The organism is Actinomycetospora chlora, from assembly GCF_039542135.1.
Classification (GTDB): domain Bacteria; phylum Actinomycetota; class Actinomycetes; order Mycobacteriales; family Pseudonocardiaceae; genus Actinomycetospora; species Actinomycetospora chlora.
This window is the reverse complement of record NZ_BAABHO010000041.1, coordinates 23,409-39,592: the sequence shown is the minus strand read 5'-3', so window position 1 is coordinate 39,592 and position 16,184 is coordinate 23,409. Positions and strand designations below refer to the sequence as shown.

Genomic DNA, 16,184 nt, shown 5'->3' with positions numbered 1-16,184 from the left:
GCGAGAGACCTCCACCTGCTGGCCGGATTGCGGGTCCGACCCTATCCGAGGCGGGCGGGGTCACGACGTGCGCTGGCGCACGCCCGCGTGCTACGGCGCGATGGCGTTGAGCAGCTTCGAGACGACGATCCCGATGACGATCCAGACCACGGCGGCGAGCCCGAAGTTCAAGATGATCTTGAGGGACTCGCTGGCCGGCAGGAAGAGGTCGCCGATGCCCAGCGTGAGGTTGTTGGCGAGGTCGCTGAAGAAGATCGTGATGCCGTTGGCCGGGTTCGCGCCCGCGACGGCGAGGATCACGTGGATCACCAGGATCGCCGCGAAGACGACCGTGAGGATGCGGATCACCGAGGCGGCAACGGTCAGGACCTTGCGGGTGAGCGCACGCAGGTCTTCTCCGGTGTGCGAACGCCGCTCTTCGGAGGTATCCGTGCTCGCATCCTGCGCCATGCGGGTCATCATGGCATGGCCGGTAACTCGTCGGTAGCCAGGCCTGCGACCTGGGTCACCGCCACCTCGTCGGCGCAGCTCACGGCCCTTGTCGAGCCCCTGGGGCGGGTCCTGACGGGGGTCCGGGGTACCGGGCGGGCGCCGGGCGGGTCTACCGTGGACGTCGATGTTCCACGCGCCCGCGGGCCTCCTCCACGGCCTGCTCCTTCGCCGCCGCGGCGGGGTCTGAACCGACCGGCCCCTCGCCGCGGGTGATGCGCGCTGCCGGTCGCCATCCCCGCAGTGCTGCACGGTCACCAGGAGCGCGACACCCATGAGCACCACCTCCGGCAGTTCGATCACCGATCAGCCGATCGCCGACATCCGCTCGACCGTCGTCCATCCCGACGGCGACATCCCGGCCGATCAGGCGGCGTGGAACACCCAGCGCCCCAGCCGCATGCCGGTCCACCGCTACAAGCCCTTCGCCGACGTCGTCGAGAAGATCTCGCTGCCCGACCGGACGTGGCCCGACAGGGTCATCGACAAGGCGCCGCTGTGGGGCGCGGTCGACCTGCGCGACGGCAACCAGGCGCTGATCGACCCGATGTCGCCGGCGCGCAAGCGCCGCATGTTCGACCTGCTCGTACGCATGGGCTACAAGGAGATCGAGGTCGGCTTCCCCGCCGCGTCGCAGACCGACTTCGACTTCGTCCGCGAGATCATCGAGCAGGACGCGATCCCGTCGGACGTCCGGATCCAGGTCCTGACCCAGGCGCGTCCCGAGCTGATCACGCGGACGTTCGAGTCCCTGGAGGGCGCGCACTCCGCCGTCGTCCACCTCTACAACTCGACGTCGATCCTGCAGCGTCGCGTCGTGTTCCGCTCCGACCGCGACGGCATCACGAAGATCGCGACGGACGGCGCGAAGCTGGTCCGCGAGGAGGCCGAGAAGCGCCCCGGCACCGACTGGCGCTTCCAGTACTCGCCGGAGTCCTACACCGGCACCGAGCTGTCCTACGCCAAGGAGATCGTCGACGCCGTCGGTGACGTCTGGGAGCCGACGCCCGATCGCCCGATGATCGTCAACCTGCCGGCGACGGTGGAGATGGCGACCCCGAACGTCTACGCGGACTCCATCGAGTGGATGCACCGCAACCTGGCCCGGCGCGACGCGATCATCCTGTCGCTGCACCCGCACAACGACCGGGGCACCGGCGTCGCCGCCGCCGAGCTGGGCGTCCAGGCCGGCGCCGACCGCGTCGAGGGCTGCCTGTTCGGCAACGGCGAGCGCACCGGCAACGTCTGTCTGGTGACGCTGGGCATGAACCTCTTCAGCCAGGGCATCGATCCGCAGATCGACTTCTCGGACATCGACGAGGTCCGCCGCACCGTCGAGTTCTGCAACCAGCTGCCCGTCGGCGAGCGCCACCCCTGGGGCGGCGACCTCGTGTTCACCGCCTTCTCCGGCTCGCACCAGGACGCGATCAACAAGGGCCTGCAGGCGATGGCGTCCGAGGCGTCCGAGGCCGGGCACGCGGTCGACGACCATCCGTGGGAGGTCCCGTACCTGCCCATCGACCCGAAGGACGTCGGCCGCACCTACGAGGCCGTCATCCGCGTGAACTCGCAGTCGGGCAAGGGCGGCGTCGCGTACCTGATGAAGGTCGAGCACGGGCTCGAGCTGCCCCGGCGCCTGCAGATCGAATTCTCCCGCCGCGTGCAGGAGCAGACCGACACCGAGGGTGGCGAGGTCTCCGCGAAGGAGATGAACGACATCTTCGTCGAGGAGTACCTGCAGCGCCGGGTGCCCCTCGAGCTCGTCAGCTCGCGGGTGTCGACCCACGACGACGGCAAGGCCGAGCTGTCGGCGACCCTGAAGGTCGAGGGCGACCTGCACGAGGTCACCGGCGTCGGCAACGGCCCGATCGCCGCGTTCGTCGACGCGCTCGCGACCGTCGGGTACGACGTCCGCGTCCTCGACTACGCCGAGCACGCCATGTCCGCCGGCGACGACGCCCGCGCGGCCGCCTACGTCGAGGCGGCCGTCGGTGACGTCGAGGTCTGGGGCGTCGGGATCGACGGCTCGATCCTCACGGCGTCGCTCAAGGCCGTCGTGTCGGCGGTCAATCGCGCGATGCGCTGACGACTTTGGTGGCGAACCCCGCGCTGAGCGCGGGGTTCGTCACCGGACAGGTCGGGTCGTGGAGCGCGGACCTCGCTGTCGGGATCGACGGGCTCCCTCGGCCGCACCGGCGAGTTGGGTGGCGAACCCCGCGCTGGGCGCGGGGTTCGTCACCGAGGCCCGGTGATCGCGAGTTCGGTGACGGAGTGCCGCACGCGCGCGGAATCCGTCACGGAAGGACGATGACGCCAGCAAGATCTCAGCCTGTGGAGCGTGCGTTCCGCTCAGCGGAGCGGATGCTCCAGCGTTCCGGATCTTGCTGCTCAGCCGCCGTCCGGCAGGTCGAACTCGCCCGCCTTGACACCGGCCACGAACGCCGCCCAAGCCTCGCGTCCGACCCGAAGTCGTCCGGCCGCTCCATCTGCGAGGTCGACCAGTTCGACGCCATCCGGTGTCGCGGCCATCCCGACGCAGTTTCCTCCCGCGCAGAAGCTGCTGACCAGGTAGTCATGATCGTCGCGCATCGATGCGGCTCCGTTCGGCGGTCCCGCCTACACCGCACCGAACGGGCGCGCGGATTTCAACCCTCGTGAGACACAGGCGACTGCGACGACAGGTCGAACTCCCCGGCCTTCACCCCGGCCACGAACGCGGACCACTCAGCTGGCGTGAAGCTGAGCGTGGGTCCGTCATCAGCCTTCGTGTCGACTACCTGAACGCAGTCGGGCCCGAACGCAACGCCCACACAGCTACCGGTGCTGCACATGCTGCTGGTGCGGACGATCACGAAGAACCCCTTCCCAACGGTGGGGCTCTCCCAACAGAGCCCCTGAGAGCACAAGAGTGTCGCGCACTGCCAGAAGGACGCAGCAGGCAACCCGTTCAGAGCATGTTCAAGCGCCGAACGGCCTCTTTCATCAGCGGAACGGAGGCCTGCTCAGATAGAGCTCCTGCCCGAAGCAGTTCAAGGTCGGCGCTGCGCTCCGCGAGCCCCACCGGGTCGTCGACAAGTTCGCCGACAGTGCCGGGAGACTCGATGTAGATCATGTCGTCGGCGAACCCGTCGTACTGGAGCTTGGCGAAGGAGTCGAGACCTGACGGCACCAGGCGAGCGGACAGGGGTCGAATCCGGACATCGACGTGCTCGGCTTCGGCTATCGCAATCAGACGCTCGACCTGTGCGCGCTGCACGCTGGGGGAGCCGACGACCCGGTGCAGCGTCGACTCGTCAAGGACGCACTCGAACGTCAGGCCATGGTCAGAGTGCAGCGCTCTCTGGCGTCGCATCCGAACGTCAACCAGGCGCTCGATCGCCTGGTCTGATGTGGCTGCGCTTAGGAAAACCTTGAGCACCTCACGTGCGTAGTCCTCTGTCTGCAGGAGTCCATGCACGACGTAGGGCTCGTACGCCGTGATCCTGTAGGCATCCCACTCTAGTTCGACGTATGTGGCCATCACTGGTGGCAGGACGTCGCTGTAGTCCTGCCACCACATGCGCGCCTGACCGGTCTTCGACCAGTCCAGGAGCAGGGTGCGCGTCGCGTCGTCGGACACCTCGTAGAGATCGAGGAGATCCCGGATGTCTCGCGTCCGCGGGATGCCCTTGCCGTTCTCGAGCCGGCTCACCTTTGACGGCGAGCACTCGAGGCTGCGAGCGACCTCCTCGAGCTTGTAACCACGACTCTCACGCAGCCGCTTGAGCTCACCGCCGAGCCGGCGGCGGGTGACGATCGGACCTGGGGTCCAGGTCATCGACGATCCTCCGATGCCTGCGGTTGCCATGCCGCCCCCCTCAGCCCTCCTCCGCGAGGAGGGTAGCTCCTCTGGAGCGATCCCGTCACGCATCTACACCGTGCAATTGCACAAGCCACTTGTGCGAGGACATGACGTAGCGCACTCTCATCGAGGGGGGACGGGCAATCCTCAGTCCTCCCGACCACAGCGACCGGGAGGAGGCACGACCCCATGACCGGATCGAGGAACGCGCGCCGAGGGCGCCGTCGCGGGACCGTCCGCGGGCCGACGTGACCGCGATGACGATCATCGTTGCGGTGGTCGTCTTCTGGGCGCTGTTCGTCCTCGGGATGCTCATCGGCATCTCGATCCACCGTGAAGCGACCCGCCGCCGCGTGCACCGGCTGGATCTCGAGGAGTACCGGCGCGGCCGTCGCAGGCTCGAAGAGGCCAGGCGGGGCAGCCGTGACCCGGACGAGGACTAGAAGGCGCGGCGACCTGCGAGGGCGCGGCCGAGCGTGAGCTCGTCGGCGAACTCCAGGTCGCCGCCCATCGGCAGGCCCGACGCCAGCTTGGTGACGGTCAGGCCCGGGAAGTCGCGCAGGAGTCGCACGAGGTAGGTGGCCGTCGCCTCGCCCTCGGTGTTCGGATCCATGGCCAGGATGACCTCGCTGATCTCCGGCTCGTCCGCCACGCCGCCGATGCGGGTGAGGAGCTCGCGGACCCGCAGCTGGTCCGGGCCGATCCCCGACAACGGGTCGAGCGCGCCGCCCAGCACGTGGTACCGCCCGCGGAACTCGCGGGTCCGCTCCACCGCGACGACGTCCTTGGGCTCCTCGACGACGCAGACGAGCGTCGCGTCGCGGCGGGCGTCGCTGCAGATGCGGCAGCGCGGCTGCTCGGAGACGTTGCCGCAGACGTCGCAGAACACGACGCCGACCTTGACCTTCTGCAAGGCCTCCTGCAGACGCGTCACGTCGGCCTCCTCGGTGCCGAGGAGGTGGAACGCGATCCGCTGGGCGCTCTTGGGCCCGATGCCGGGCAAGCGGCCCAGCTCGTCGATGAGGTCCTGGACCGGCCCCTCGAACATGCCGGCTTACTGACCGGGCAGGCCCAGCCCGCCGCCCATGTCCCCGAGACCGCCGGCGAGCGGGCCCATCTTCTCCGCCTGGAGCTCCGCGGCGGCGTGGGCGGCGTCGGCGATCGCGCCGACGACCAGGTCCTGCAGCGTCTCGACGTCGTCGGGGTCGACGACCTTGGGGTCGATCTTCACGGAGCGGATCTCACCGGTGGCCGTCTGCGTGACGGTGACCAGTCCGTTGCCCGCCTGCCCCGTCACCTCGGCCTCGGCCAGCTCGGCCTGGGCGGACATCAGCTGCTCCTGCATCGCCTGGGCCTGCTGCAGCAGCGCGCCCATGTCCATGCCTTCGTGGTTCCCGCCGGGTTGCATACCGCCAGCCTAACCGCGCCCCCGACGGGCCGACCGGGCACGCTGGGCCCCGATGGACCCGACCCACAGCACCCTGCTGCACCGCCTGCTCGACGCCACCACCTGGCGCGCCTTCGACGTGGACGCCGAGGGACGCATCCTCGCCGGGCACGACGCGTCCGGTTCGGTCCAGCTCGTCGAGCTGCGCCCCGACGGTGCGCGGGTGCCCCTGACGGCCCTGCCGGGCGCGGTCAGCGGGCGCTACGTCCCCGGCTCGAGGCGGGTGGTCGTCTCCCACGACGCCGGCGGCAACGAGCGCGCCCAGCTCTCCCTGCTCGACCCGGACGCCGTGACCGCGCCGCTCGGGGAGGACGAGCTGACCCCGCTCGTCCGCGACCCCGACCACATCCACGGCCTGGTCGAGGTGCTGCCGACCGGCGAGGTCGTCTACACGACCAACCGCCGCAACGGCGTCGACTTCGACCTCGTCGTCCACCGCCTCGCCGACGGCACCGAGACCGTCCTCTACGACGGCGGCGGGATGGTCGGCGGTGCCACGGTGAGTCACGAGGGCACCCGCGCGCTGATGACGCGGCCCGGCCGCCCGGCGCTGAGCTCGCAGGTGCTGCTGCTGGTCGGCGACACCACGACCGAGCTCACCGACGCCGGCGAGCACGCCCGCTACGGCGGCCTGGAGTGGCTGCCCGGCGGCGAGACGGCGATCGTCACCAGCGACTCCGGGCGCGACCACCTCGGCGTCGCCGCCCTCGACGTCGCCACCGGGCACCTGACCTGGCTCGTCACCGACGACGCGCACGACGTCACCGCCCGCCTGTCCCCCGACGGGCGCCGGCTGCTCGTCGTCACCGACGACGACGGCGCCAGCCGCCTCGCGATCCACGACGCCGACGGCACGTTCCTGCGGGACGTCGCCCTGCCCGCGGAGCTGCGCGCGGGCGTCGCGGACTTCCTCACGCTCCCGCGCTGGTCGCCCGACGGGACCGGGCTCGCGATCACCTGGACCGACCCCGCCACCCCCGCCGACGTCCTGCTCGTCGACGCCGAGCGCGGCCGCGCGGGCGTCGTCGCCTCCTCGCGCGAACCGCTCGCGGATCTGGACCTCGTCGACCCCACCAGCCACGGCGTCCCGACCCCGGACGGCGAGACCGTGCCCTGCTTCGTCTACGCGCCGCCAGAGCCGTCGGGCTCGAGCGTGGTGATCGTGCACGGCGGGCCCGAGGGGCAGTCGGTGCGCTCGTTCTCGGCGGTCGTGCAGGCGCTGGTCGGCGACGGGCACACCGTGCTGGTGCCGAACGTCCGCGGGTCGGTGGGCTACGGGAAGCGCTGGTACTCGCTCGACGACGTCGAGCGGCGCCTGGACTCGGTGGCGGACCTCGCCGCCCTGCACACCCACCTGCCCCGGCTGGGGCTCGACCCGGCGCGCTCGGCGCTGTGGGGCGGGTCCTACGGCGGCTACATGGTGCTCGCGGGCCTGGCGTTCCAGCCGCAGCTGTGGGCCGCGGGCGTCGACATCGTCGGCATCTCGTCGCTGGTGACGTTCCTCGAGAACACCTCGCCCTACCGGCGCGCGCACCGCGAGCGCGAGTACGGCTCGCTGGAGCGCGACCGCGAGTTCCTCGAGCGCGCCTCACCGCTGAACCGCATCGGCGACGTGCGGGCGCCGCTGTTCGTCATCCACGGCGCCAACGACCCGCGGGTGCCGCTCTCGGAGGCCGAGCAGGTCGCGGCCGCGGTGCGCGCCAACGGCGTCGAGGTCGAGATGGTGGTCTACGACGACGAGGGCCACGGGCTGGCCAAGCGCGCCAACCGGCTCGACGCCTACCCGCGCGCCGTCGCGTTCCTGGGCCGGGCCCTGGCCTGAACCACGTCAGCGGCCGTCGACCCGCCGCGCGCCGAGCTGCGAGGTCAGCAGCTCCATCGCCGCCTCCTCCGGGTCGACGCGCACCCCGCCGGCGGCGCCGCCCGGGTCGGCGGCGGCCTCGTTGTACATGTCCTCCTCCGTCACGTCGCCATCCTCGGGCGGCGGCTCGGGCGGGGGCGGGACGTCCGACGGCTCGGGGGCGGGGCGGCTCGGCCGCCGGATCTCGCGGGGCCCGGCGTCACGCCCCTGCTCCCGCGGCGGCTCGGGGGGCCGCTGCTGGGGCTCCTCGCGGCGGGGCCGCTCCGGGCGCCGCGGCGGCTCCGGGCGCTGGCGTGCCGGCTCCGGACGCGCCGGGGCCGCGGCCTCGCCGCCCGTGCCGTGCACCGCCTCCACCCGCCACTGCCCCGACAGCACGGCTCCCAGCGCCGCGGCGACGTGGTCGGCGCGGTTGGGCTGGGAGAGCTGGCGCGCCAGCGGCGGCGTCGGCATGCCGAGCGTGACCGTGGTGCCCTCGACGGCCGTGACCGTCGCGTTCTGCAGCAGCGCGTGGGTGGGCTTGTTGCGCTCGCGGACCTGGTTCATGACCTCCGGCCACACCCGCCGCAGTCCGGCCGCGTCCATGGCGCCGGCGGCCGGGCGTGCCGGCTCCGGCGCCGGCTGCGGCTGCGCCGGGGGCTCCGGCCGCGGGGTCGGCTCCGGACGGGCCGGCGGGACGTCGCGGGGTGGGTCGTCGCGCGCCTCGACCGTGGCCGTCGGGCGGTCGGTGGGCGGGGCGATGGTGGCGTCGAGGTCGCTCGCCCGCGGCGGGGCCGCGCTCTCGCCGTCGCCGGAGCGCTGCGAGGGTCGCGTGAAGCGGGACGCGTCGCCGTCGGCGGGCGCGGCCGCGGGCGCCCCCGACGCGCCCAGGGCCAGCCGCCGCTCGACGCCCTCGAGACGCTGCACCATGGCGGCGTCCTCCGACGACGCCGCGGGCAGCAGCATCCGCGCGCACACCAGCTCGAGCAGCAGCCGCGGCGCCGTGGCCCCGCGCATCTCGGTGAGCGCGGTGTGCACCAGCTCGGCGTAGCGGGCGAGCGCGGCCGGGCCCAGGCGGGCGGCCTGGTCGACCATGCGCTCCATCTCGTCGGCGGGAACGTCGACCAGCCCGCGGTCGGCGGCGTCCGGCACGGCCTGCACGAGGATGAGGTCGCGCAGGCGCTGCAGGAGGTCCGCGGCGAAGCGGCGCGGATCGTGCCCGGCCTCGACGAGACGGTCGACGGCGCCGAACACCGCCGGCCCGTCCTGGGCGCCGAGCGCGTCGACGACGTCGTCGAGGATCGCGACGTCGGTGACCCCGAGCAGGCCGACGGCGTGGGCGTAGGTGACGCCGGCGTCGTCGGCGCCGGCGAGCAGCTGGTCGAGCACCGAGAGCGAGTCGCGCGCCGAGCCCCCGCCTGCCCGGACCACCAGCGGGTAGACCGCCGGCTCGACCGTGACGCCCTCCTCGGTGCAGATGCGCTCGAGCAGGCCGCGCAGCGTGCTCGGCGGCAGCAGGCGGAACGGGTAGTGGTGCGTGCGCGAGCGGATGGTGGTGAGCACCTTGTCCGGCTCGGTGGTGGCGAAGATGAAGATCAGGTGGTCCGGCGGCTCCTCGACCACCTTGAGCAGCGCGTTGAACGCCGCCGTGGTGACCATGTGCGCCTCGTCGATGATGAAGACCCGGTAGCGCGAGCTCACCGGCGCGAAGTGCGCGCGGTCGCGCAGCTCGCGGGCGTCGTCGACGCCGTTGTGGCTGGCCGCGTCCATCTCGGTGACGTCGAGCGAGCCGGGACCGTTGGGCGCGAGCGCGATGCAGGACTCGCAGACCCCGCAGGGATCGGGCGTCGGGCCCTGCTCGCAGTTCAGCGAGCGCGCCAGGATGCGGGCGCTGGAGGTCTTGCCGCAGCCGCGGGGCCCGGAGAAGAGGTACGCGTGGTTGATCCGGCCCGCCGACAGCGCCGTGCGCAGGGGATCGGTGACGTGCTCCTGCCCGACGACCTCGGCGAACGTCGCCGGCCGGTACCTGCGGTAGAGCGCCAGACTCATCGGTCCAGCTCCGCTGCGCTTCGTGTCCCGGCCACGAGAGCGAGGCTACGCGGCGGGGCCGACACGCCGAGCAGGGGAGAAAGGGGACCCCGCGCACCCGCCAGAGCCCGCTGACCCTTGCTGCCTTCCGGCCCTGGGGGAGTTCACAGGATGGACGCCGCGCGGGGTCCGGGGCCCACTCTAACGGAGATGCCGCACGGCCCCCGGCCCCCGGGTCGGTGGCGCCCCGGGTTGTACGCTGTCCCGCGGAGGATTGGCCGAGCGGCCTAAGGCGCACGATTGGAAATCGTGTTGGGGGAGACTCCTCACGGGTTCGAATCCCGTATCCTCCGCCCGCTGATCAGCACCGGCGGTGTCGCCCCGACGATCGTCGAGGCGACACCGCCGATCAGCGCCATTGATCAGCGCTACTGATCAGCGTCCGACCTCCCGGCCGTTCGCGGACGCCCCGCTGCCCGCCCGCACCTTCCCCGGCCGGCCGGCGCCCGCTCGTCGCGTCCCGGCACGACGTCCGGGTCGGCCGTCCCTACGGTCCCCGTCCTCGTAGGGCTCGGGCGCCCCGGGCCCGGTGTCCGGCTCGGGGAGGTCGCCGGCGTCGAGCTCCGCGACGTCGGGCACGTCGGGCACCTCGGGCACGTCGGGCACCTCCGCGACGTCCTCGTCCTCCAGGTCATCGCGGTCCTCGTCGAGCTCCTCGTCGATGTCCTCGTCGATGTCCTCGACGGGCGCCGGCGGCGGGCCCGGGTCGGTGTCGGGCTCCGGCTCGTCCGCGTCGACCGGGTCGTCCCGGTCGTCACCGGGGAGCTCGAGCCCGGTGACGACGGGCGCGTCGCCCGGGCCGGGCGCGCGGCGACGGGCCAGCACGGTGACCGAGAGCCGCTCCGCCCGGCCGACGAGCCTCCCGCCCACCCGGCCGGGGCCGTCGAGGACCGGGGCGGCCGCGCGGGCCAGGGAGACCGCGAGGCGGCGCTCGCCGTCGACCGCGTCGCGGCAGATGCGGAACACGTCGTCGAGGAGGTGCGCCAGGGCCTCGGACAGGGTCGGGGCCGGGCGCTGAGCGTCGGCGATCATCGCGCTCCTCCGTTCTGCTGGGGAAGTGCGTGGACCGCGCCCGTCGGGTCGAGGGCGGTCGGGGACCGGGCCGTGGTGCCCGACGGGCATGGTCGACACGCGGGACGCGCGGGCATCGACGCGGAGTCACGCCGACCGGCCGACGGGCGTCCGCCACCCGCCGCGCAGCGCTGCGCCGCCGGCCGAGGGGCGGGCCGGGCGGACCCCCTCGCCGCGGCTGATGCGACGGTGGCCTCCGTGCGCGGACTCCTCATCGCCCTGCTCGTCATCGTCGCCGTGCTGGTCGGCGTCGACTTCGGGGCGCGCTGGATCGCCGAGGACCGCGTCGGGGCCGCGTTGCAGGACTCGCTGTCGCTGCCCCAGCAGCCCGACGTCGACGTCCGCGGCTTCCCGTTCCTCACCCAGGCCCTCGCCGGGCGCTACGACGACGTCGGGCTCTCCGCCCCCGGCATCTCCTACGGCCGGCTGCGCGACCTGACGCTGACCGCCGACATCGCCGGGGTGTCGCTGCCGCTGGAGAACCTGGTCAACGGGCAGGTGCGGCGCATCCCGGCCGATCGGGTCACCGCGTCCGCGCGGGTCAACCCCACCGACCTGGCCCGCCTGCTCGACGTCGGCGAGCTGACGATCGAGCCGCTGACCGCCGCCGACCTCGAGCAGCGCCGCAGCGAGGCCGCGGGCGACGACTCCGGCGCCTCGGGCAGCAGCCGCGCGCTCGCGTCGGTCGACCCGGCGTCGTCGGTGCTGCTGACCTCGACGACGACGATCGCCGGGCAGCAGGTGCAGGTCTCGGTGATCGCCTCGTTCCGCCTCTCCGGCGGCCGGATCACGCTGCAGGCCCGCGACATCCGCGCCGAGGGCGGCCAGGGCCAGGCCGGGCGGGCGGCCGCGCAGGCGCTGCGCTCGCGCCTCGCCGGCTTCTCGACGAGCGTCGACCCCGGCCAGCTGCCCTTCGCGATCACGGCGACCGACCTGCGTGCCGAGGACGGCGAGCTCGTCGTCTCCGGCACCGCCCAGGACGTGGACCTGCTGGCCCGCCCGGGGTCGTGAGCGGGGCAGTGACACAGTGAGCCCCATGCCAGAGAACGGGCCCGACATCCGCTGGGGCATCGCCGGTCCCGGACGCATCGCCGCGAACGTGGCGAAGGACCTCGCGCTCGTCGAGGGCTCCACGCTCGCCGCGGTCGGGTCCCGGTCGGAGGAGCGCGCGCGGGCGTTCGCCGACACCCACGGCGGGCCGGGCACGCGGGCGCACGGCTCGTACCGGGCGCTCGTCGACGACCCGGACGTCGACGTCGTCTACCTGGCCACGCCGCACCCCCAGCACGCCGAGCTCGCCGTCGCCTGCCTGCAGGCGGGCAAGGCGGTGCTCGTCGAGAAGAGCTTCACCGCGACGCTGGCCGGTGCGTGGCGGGTGGTGGACACCGCGCGCACCCACGGCGTGTTCGCCATGGAGGCGATGTGGACGCGCTTCCAGCCCGCCGTCGTGCGCCTGCGCGAGCTGATCGCGCAGGGCGAGATCGGCGAGCCCCGCTCGGTGCAGGCCGACCTCGGGACCGTGCGGGACGTCGACCCCACCGACCGGCTGTTCGCCCCGGAGCTCGGCGGCGGCGCGCTGCTCGACCTCGGCGTCTACCCGGTGTCGTTCGCACAGATGGTGCTGGGCACGCCGGACCGCGTCACGGCCGTCGGGTCCCGCGAGACCACCGGCGTCGACGCCGACGGCGCGATGCTGCTGGCCTTCCAGGACGGCCGGTACGCGACGCTGCAGACGTCGTTCCACTCCCCCACGCCCGGCCAGGCGCGCGTGTTCGGCACCACGGGGTGGATCGACGTGCTGCCCCGCTTCCACCACCCGAGCACGATCGTGCTGCACCACGACACCGACGACACCGGCGAGCGGATCGAGCTGCCCGCGACGGGCGCCGGCTACTACCACGAGCTGGTCGAGGTGGTGTCCTGCCTGCGCGCCGGGGAGACCGAGAGCGCCGTCATGCCCCTCGACGACACCCTCGCCGTCCAGGGCGTCCTCGCCGAGGCGTCCGATCAGCTCGGCCTCGTCTTCCGGGAGGACGACACGGCCGTGTGACGCCGGGCCCTACCCTGCTCTCCGACACGAGGAGGTGGGGATGGCCGAGGAGACCGAGCCGGGTGGCGGGCGTGCCACCTCGCCGCACAGCGGCCTGCGCCGGGCCACCACCGAGCGGGCGGTGCTCGACTGCCTCGCGGCCGAGGACGGTCCGCTGACCCGGGCCGAGCTCGCGCGGCGCACGGCCATCTCACCGCCGGCGATCAGCGAGGCGGTGCGGCGCCTGGAGGCCGACCAGGTGCTCGTGTCCGTCGGCCCGCGCTCGGGGGTCCCGGGGGCGGTCGCCACGCTCTACGACCTCGCCCCGGGCGCCGGGGTGGTGGTCGCCGTCGAGATCAACCGCTCGGTCGTGCGCACCGCGGTCGGCGACCTCGCCGGCCACGTCCTCGAGCGCGACGAGCACCGGCCTCCCGACGACGGCCTCGTGGCGCCCCGGCTCGACGAGGTGCTGACGACGCTGCGCACCCGCTGGGAGGGCGAGGGCCGGCCCCTGCGGGCGGTCGCGGTGTCCATCGCGAACCCCGTCGACCCCGCCACCGGCCGGGTCGTCGAGTTGCGGGAGTCCGCGTTCCCCGCCGGCGTCGTCGGCACCGACGACGTGCGCGGCGTCCCGCCCGACATGGTCGTGCTCGACAACGACGTCAACTTCGCGGCGCTCGCCGAGCGCGACCACGGCGCCGCGGTGGACACGCCGACGTTCGCGTACCTCTACGTCGGGGAGCGGCACAGCGTCGGGCTGGGCCTGGTCATCGACGGCGTGCTCGTCCGCGGGGCGCGGGGGCTCGCCGGCGAGATCGGCTACCTCCCGCTCGGCGAGGGCACGGGACGGTTCCGCTTCGGCGAGACGGTCGCCGGGTTCGGGCTCTCGGCGCCGGCGGCCGAGGAGACCGTCGCCGCGGACGTGCTCGAGCGCGCCGGCCGGACGCTCGGCGAGGCGGCCGTGGCCGTGTGCGCCTGCGTCGACCCGGGGCTGCTGGTGCTCGGCGGCCCGGTGGGTCTGCTGCCCGGCCTGCTCCCGCACGTCGAGGCCACCGTCGCCGAGCTCGCCCCCCGCCGCGTGCCGGTGGCCACCGGCGCGCTCGGCGAGACCGCGCCGCTGTGGGGTGCGCTGGCCGCGGCCCGGCGCCGGGCGTGGGACGCGCTGGTGTCCGGCCGCGGTTAGCCGACCCAGCGGGCCGCGTCGGTGAGCAGCGCGCGCTGCTGCTCGTGACCGCCGCCCCCGCGGGCCGTGTCGAGCAGGACGTGGGTGGCGCCGAGCCCGCGCAGGTCGTCGAGGTCGGCGCGGATCTGGTCGGGGTGCCCCTGGCCGGTCAGACGGTCGTCGTCGGGGAGGTGGTCGTCGCCGGGGTCCAGCGCGATCCGCGGCGCGAGCGCCGGCACGGGGCGTCCGGCGGCCGTCGCCGCCGCGCGCAGCGCGGGCAGGCCCTCGCGGCGCAGCCACCCGGCGGGCGGGTGCAGCGGGTGCCACGCCTGCCCGAATCGCACCGCCCGGCTCCGCGCCGGGGCCCCGTTGCCGCCCACCCACACCGGCGGGTGCGGGCGCCGGTGCGGCCGCGGCCGGGTGTCGACGACGTGCCCCGCGTGCGGGAGGACGTCGTCGGCCCAGTGGGCGAGCACCGTCTCCAGGTGCGCGTCGGTGAGCGCGCCGCGGCGGGCGGGGTCGAGCCCCAGCGCGGCGAACTCCTCGCGGGCCCAGCCGATGCCGACGCCGACGATCAGGCGCCCGTCGCTGAGCCGGTCGATCCCCGCGAGGCTGCGGGCGGTGAGCAGCGGGTCACGGTAGGGCACGACGAGCACGGTGGTCCCGAGCTCGACGCGGCGGGTGACACCCGCGAGGTAGCCCAGCAGCGTCAGCGGTTCCCAGAACGGGCCGGGGTAGGCGGCGGTGACATCCGCGGTGGCGGCGACGTGGTCGCCGACCATGAGGAAGTCGTAGCCCGCGTCCTCGGCGAGCGCGGCCCAGGCCCGCAGGGAGCCGACCGTGGCCTCCGGCCCGAAGTTCGGGACCGTGACCCCGATCCTCACGCCCCCACCCCGGCGGGCTCCCACGTCAGCCGCTCCGTCTCGCCGGAGCGGCGCGCCCGCTCGGCGGCCCAGACGATGCGGTGGCTCGTCAGCGTCTCGTCGAGGCTCGTCAGGTTGCCCGCCGGGTCGTCGTCGGCGACCACCCGCAGGAAGGCCCGGACCAGCTCCTCGTCGCCCTCCTGGTGCAGCGGCCGCCCGTCGCCCGGGGTCAGCGTCTCGACGGCCCGGTCGGGATGGCCGCGGAAGTCGTGGACGCGCAGCGTGTGGCCGTCGCCCTCGACGGCCCCGTGGGTGCCGAACACGCGGGTCTGGCGCGGCGCCGCGTCGGAGAACGCGGTCACGGTGTGGGTGGCGGTGACGCCGCTGTCGAAGTCGAAGGCGACCACCTGGTGGTCGACGACGTCGTTGTCGCAGAGGTAGACGCAGCGGCCGTAGGGGCCGGTGCGCAGGGCCTCGTCGAGGGCGTCGGGCGAGGGGTCGTCGGTGACCGCGCCGAGGAGCTGGTGCTCCCAGTCCGGGTCGCCGAGGCACGACCGGTAGAGCCGCGGCGCCGAGTACGGGCAGGTGGGCTCGACGCCGCAGTCCAGGCAGTTGGCGGCGGCGCCGTCGGGGTGCTTGTCGGCCCGGAAGTGGCTCAGGCGCCCGAACGAGGCGAGCCGGGACGGGCGGTCGCCGACGAGGTGGGTGAGCAGGTCGACGTCGTGGGAGCACTTGGCCAGCAGCAGCGACGACGCGAGGTCCTCGCGGCGCCAGGCCCCGCGCACGTACGAGTGCGCGAAGTGCCAGGCGCCGACCGGCTCGAGGTGCTGCACCGAGACGAGGTCGCCGATCCGTCCCGCGCGCAGGGCCGCGACGAGGGCGGGGGTGTACGGGGCGTAGCGCAGCGGGTGGCAGACGGAGAAGTGCACGCCGGCCCGGCGCACGGCGTCGGCGACGCGGCGCGCGGTCGGCTCGTCCGGGGCGATCGGCTTCTCGCACAGGACGTGCACGCCGCGCTCGACGAACGCGACGACCGGCTCCGCATGCTCGTGGTCCTGGGTCGCGACGACCACGACGTCGAGGTCCCCGGCGTGCTCGACGAGGTCGGTCCACGACGCGTACCGGGCCGGGACGTCGTGGGCGTCGGCGAGGCGCTCGCGCCGCGCGGGACGGGGCTCGGTCGCCACCAGCCGGCCGCCCGCCCGCTGCACGTGGCGGGCGTGCAGCGCCCCGCGACTCCCGGCACCGACGATCCCGACGCGCACCGGTCGTGACCCGAGCACCACGCGCGACCCTCCTCGCCGTCCTCCCCCCGGCCCACATCCTGCCCCCGCACGGACCGTGCTGTCGCCGGACG

Annotated in this window: 16 protein-coding genes, 1 tRNA gene and 1 other RNA gene; 7 read left to right on the top strand and 11 right to left on the bottom strand. The window is 73.9% G+C overall.

Annotation, left to right across the window (positions count from 1 at the left end; translation table 11 throughout):
- Nucleotides 1–90 precede the first annotated feature (90 nt).
- Entirely contained in the window at nt 91–450 is a 360-nt protein-coding gene (locus ABD994_RS22210) for a hypothetical protein (RefSeq protein ID WP_345420267.1), read from the bottom strand.
- A 313-nt stretch (nt 451–763) separates the two neighbouring features.
- On the opposite strand from ABD994_RS22210, the gene leuA reads away from it, so the two are divergent.
- Entirely contained in the window at nt 764–2,575 is a 1,812-nt protein-coding gene (leuA, locus tag ABD994_RS22205) for a 2-isopropylmalate synthase (RefSeq protein WP_345420264.1), read from the top strand.
- Between the two features lie 302 nt (nt 2,576–2,877).
- Here the strand turns inward: leuA and ABD994_RS22200 are convergent, their stop codons facing one another.
- The 3 genes from ABD994_RS22200 to ABD994_RS22190 all read right to left on the bottom strand — a co-directional run bounded on the left by ABD994_RS22200 (nt 2,878) and on the right by ABD994_RS22190 (nt 4,399).
- Nucleotides 2,878–3,078, bottom strand: a complete 201-nt coding sequence (locus tag ABD994_RS22200; protein WP_345420261.1) for a DUF397 domain-containing protein — start codon at nt 3,076–3,078, stop codon at nt 2,878–2,880.
- A 56-nt stretch (nt 3,079–3,134) separates the two neighbouring features.
- Nucleotides 3,135–3,320, bottom strand: a complete 186-nt coding sequence (locus tag ABD994_RS22195) for a DUF397 domain-containing protein (protein WP_345420324.1) — start codon at nt 3,318–3,320, stop codon at nt 3,135–3,137.
- Nucleotides 3,321–3,436: 116 nt separating this feature from the next.
- Nucleotides 3,437–4,399, bottom strand: coding sequence for a helix-turn-helix domain-containing protein (locus ABD994_RS22190; protein WP_345420258.1), 963 nt, complete (start codon nt 4,397–4,399; stop codon nt 3,437–3,439).
- Nucleotides 4,400–4,578: 179 nt separating this feature from the next.
- Between ABD994_RS22190 and ABD994_RS22185 the strand changes: the two genes are divergently transcribed.
- Complete coding sequence (locus ABD994_RS22185) at nt 4,579–4,773, top strand: hypothetical protein (RefSeq protein ID WP_345420255.1); 195 nt, start codon at nt 4,579–4,581, stop codon at nt 4,771–4,773.
- On the opposite strand, the gene recR is transcribed toward ABD994_RS22185, so the two are convergent.
- Both recR and ABD994_RS22175 read right to left on the bottom strand, forming a co-directional pair.
- Nucleotides 4,770–5,378 (bottom strand): recombination mediator RecR, encoded by a 609-nt coding sequence (recR, locus tag ABD994_RS22180; RefSeq protein ID WP_345420252.1) that lies wholly within the window; start codon nt 5,376–5,378, stop codon nt 4,770–4,772. The two genes, ABD994_RS22185 and recR, sit on opposite strands and share 4 nt — an antisense overlap.
- Before the next feature lie 6 nt (nt 5,379–5,384).
- Nucleotides 5,385–5,738, bottom strand: a complete 354-nt coding sequence (locus tag ABD994_RS22175; protein ID WP_345420249.1) for a YbaB/EbfC family nucleoid-associated protein — start codon at nt 5,736–5,738, stop codon at nt 5,385–5,387.
- A 52-nt stretch (nt 5,739–5,790) separates the two neighbouring features.
- On the opposite strand from ABD994_RS22175, the gene ABD994_RS22170 reads away from it, so the two are divergent.
- The gene (locus ABD994_RS22170) at nt 5,791–7,599 is read left to right on the top strand and encodes an alpha/beta fold hydrolase (RefSeq protein WP_345420246.1); all 1,809 of its coding nucleotides are present in this window, start codon (nt 5,791–5,793) and stop codon (nt 7,597–7,599) included.
- 6 nt (nt 7,600–7,605) lie between these two features.
- Here the strand turns inward: ABD994_RS22170 and ABD994_RS22165 are convergent, their stop codons facing one another.
- Both ABD994_RS22165 and ffs read right to left on the bottom strand, forming a co-directional pair.
- Nucleotides 7,606–9,663: a DNA polymerase III subunit gamma and tau gene (locus ABD994_RS22165; RefSeq protein ID WP_345420243.1), complete on the bottom strand. Its 2,058-nt coding sequence runs from the start codon at nt 9,661–9,663 to the stop codon at nt 7,606–7,608.
- A 78-nt stretch (nt 9,664–9,741) separates the two neighbouring features.
- An RNA gene (ffs, locus tag ABD994_RS22160) (signal recognition particle sRNA small type) lies at nt 9,742–9,836 on the bottom strand.
- Nucleotides 9,837–9,910: 74 nt separating this feature from the next.
- Between ffs and ABD994_RS22155 the strand changes: the two genes are divergently transcribed.
- Nucleotides 9,911–9,995: transfer RNA gene (locus tag ABD994_RS22155), tRNA-Ser, on the top strand.
- Nucleotides 9,996–10,077: 82 nt separating this feature from the next.
- Here ABD994_RS22155 and ABD994_RS22150 read toward each other — a convergent pair.
- Complete coding sequence (locus ABD994_RS22150) at nt 10,078–10,734, bottom strand: hypothetical protein (RefSeq protein ID WP_345420240.1); 657 nt, start codon at nt 10,732–10,734, stop codon at nt 10,078–10,080.
- A 237-nt stretch (nt 10,735–10,971) separates the two neighbouring features.
- Between ABD994_RS22150 and ABD994_RS22145 the strand changes: the two genes are divergently transcribed.
- From ABD994_RS22145 to ABD994_RS22135, 3 genes are read left to right on the top strand one after another with little or no spacing between them, the layout of a single operon-like run.
- On the top strand, nt 10,972–11,784 hold the full coding sequence (locus tag ABD994_RS22145; RefSeq protein ID WP_345420237.1) for an LmeA family phospholipid-binding protein: 813 nt from the start codon (nt 10,972–10,974) through the stop codon (nt 11,782–11,784).
- Between the two features lie 25 nt (nt 11,785–11,809).
- Nucleotides 11,810–12,823 (top strand): Gfo/Idh/MocA family protein, encoded by a 1,014-nt coding sequence (locus tag ABD994_RS22140; RefSeq protein ID WP_345420235.1) that lies wholly within the window; start codon nt 11,810–11,812, stop codon nt 12,821–12,823.
- A 40-nt stretch (nt 12,824–12,863) separates the two neighbouring features.
- Complete coding sequence (locus ABD994_RS22135) at nt 12,864–13,985, top strand: ROK family transcriptional regulator (protein ID WP_345420232.1); 1,122 nt, start codon at nt 12,864–12,866, stop codon at nt 13,983–13,985.
- Here the strand turns inward: ABD994_RS22135 and ABD994_RS22130 are convergent.
- Nucleotides 13,982–14,848, bottom strand: coding sequence for a TIGR03619 family F420-dependent LLM class oxidoreductase (locus ABD994_RS22130; RefSeq protein WP_345420229.1), 867 nt, complete (start codon nt 14,846–14,848; stop codon nt 13,982–13,984). The genes ABD994_RS22135 and ABD994_RS22130 overlap by 4 nt on opposite strands.
- On the bottom strand, nt 14,845–16,113 hold the full coding sequence (locus ABD994_RS22125) for a Gfo/Idh/MocA family protein (protein ID WP_345420226.1): 1,269 nt from the start codon (nt 16,111–16,113) through the stop codon (nt 14,845–14,847). Before ABD994_RS22125 ends, ABD994_RS22130 begins: the two co-directional genes overlap by 4 nt.
- Between the last annotated feature and the right edge of the window lie 71 nt (nt 16,114–16,184).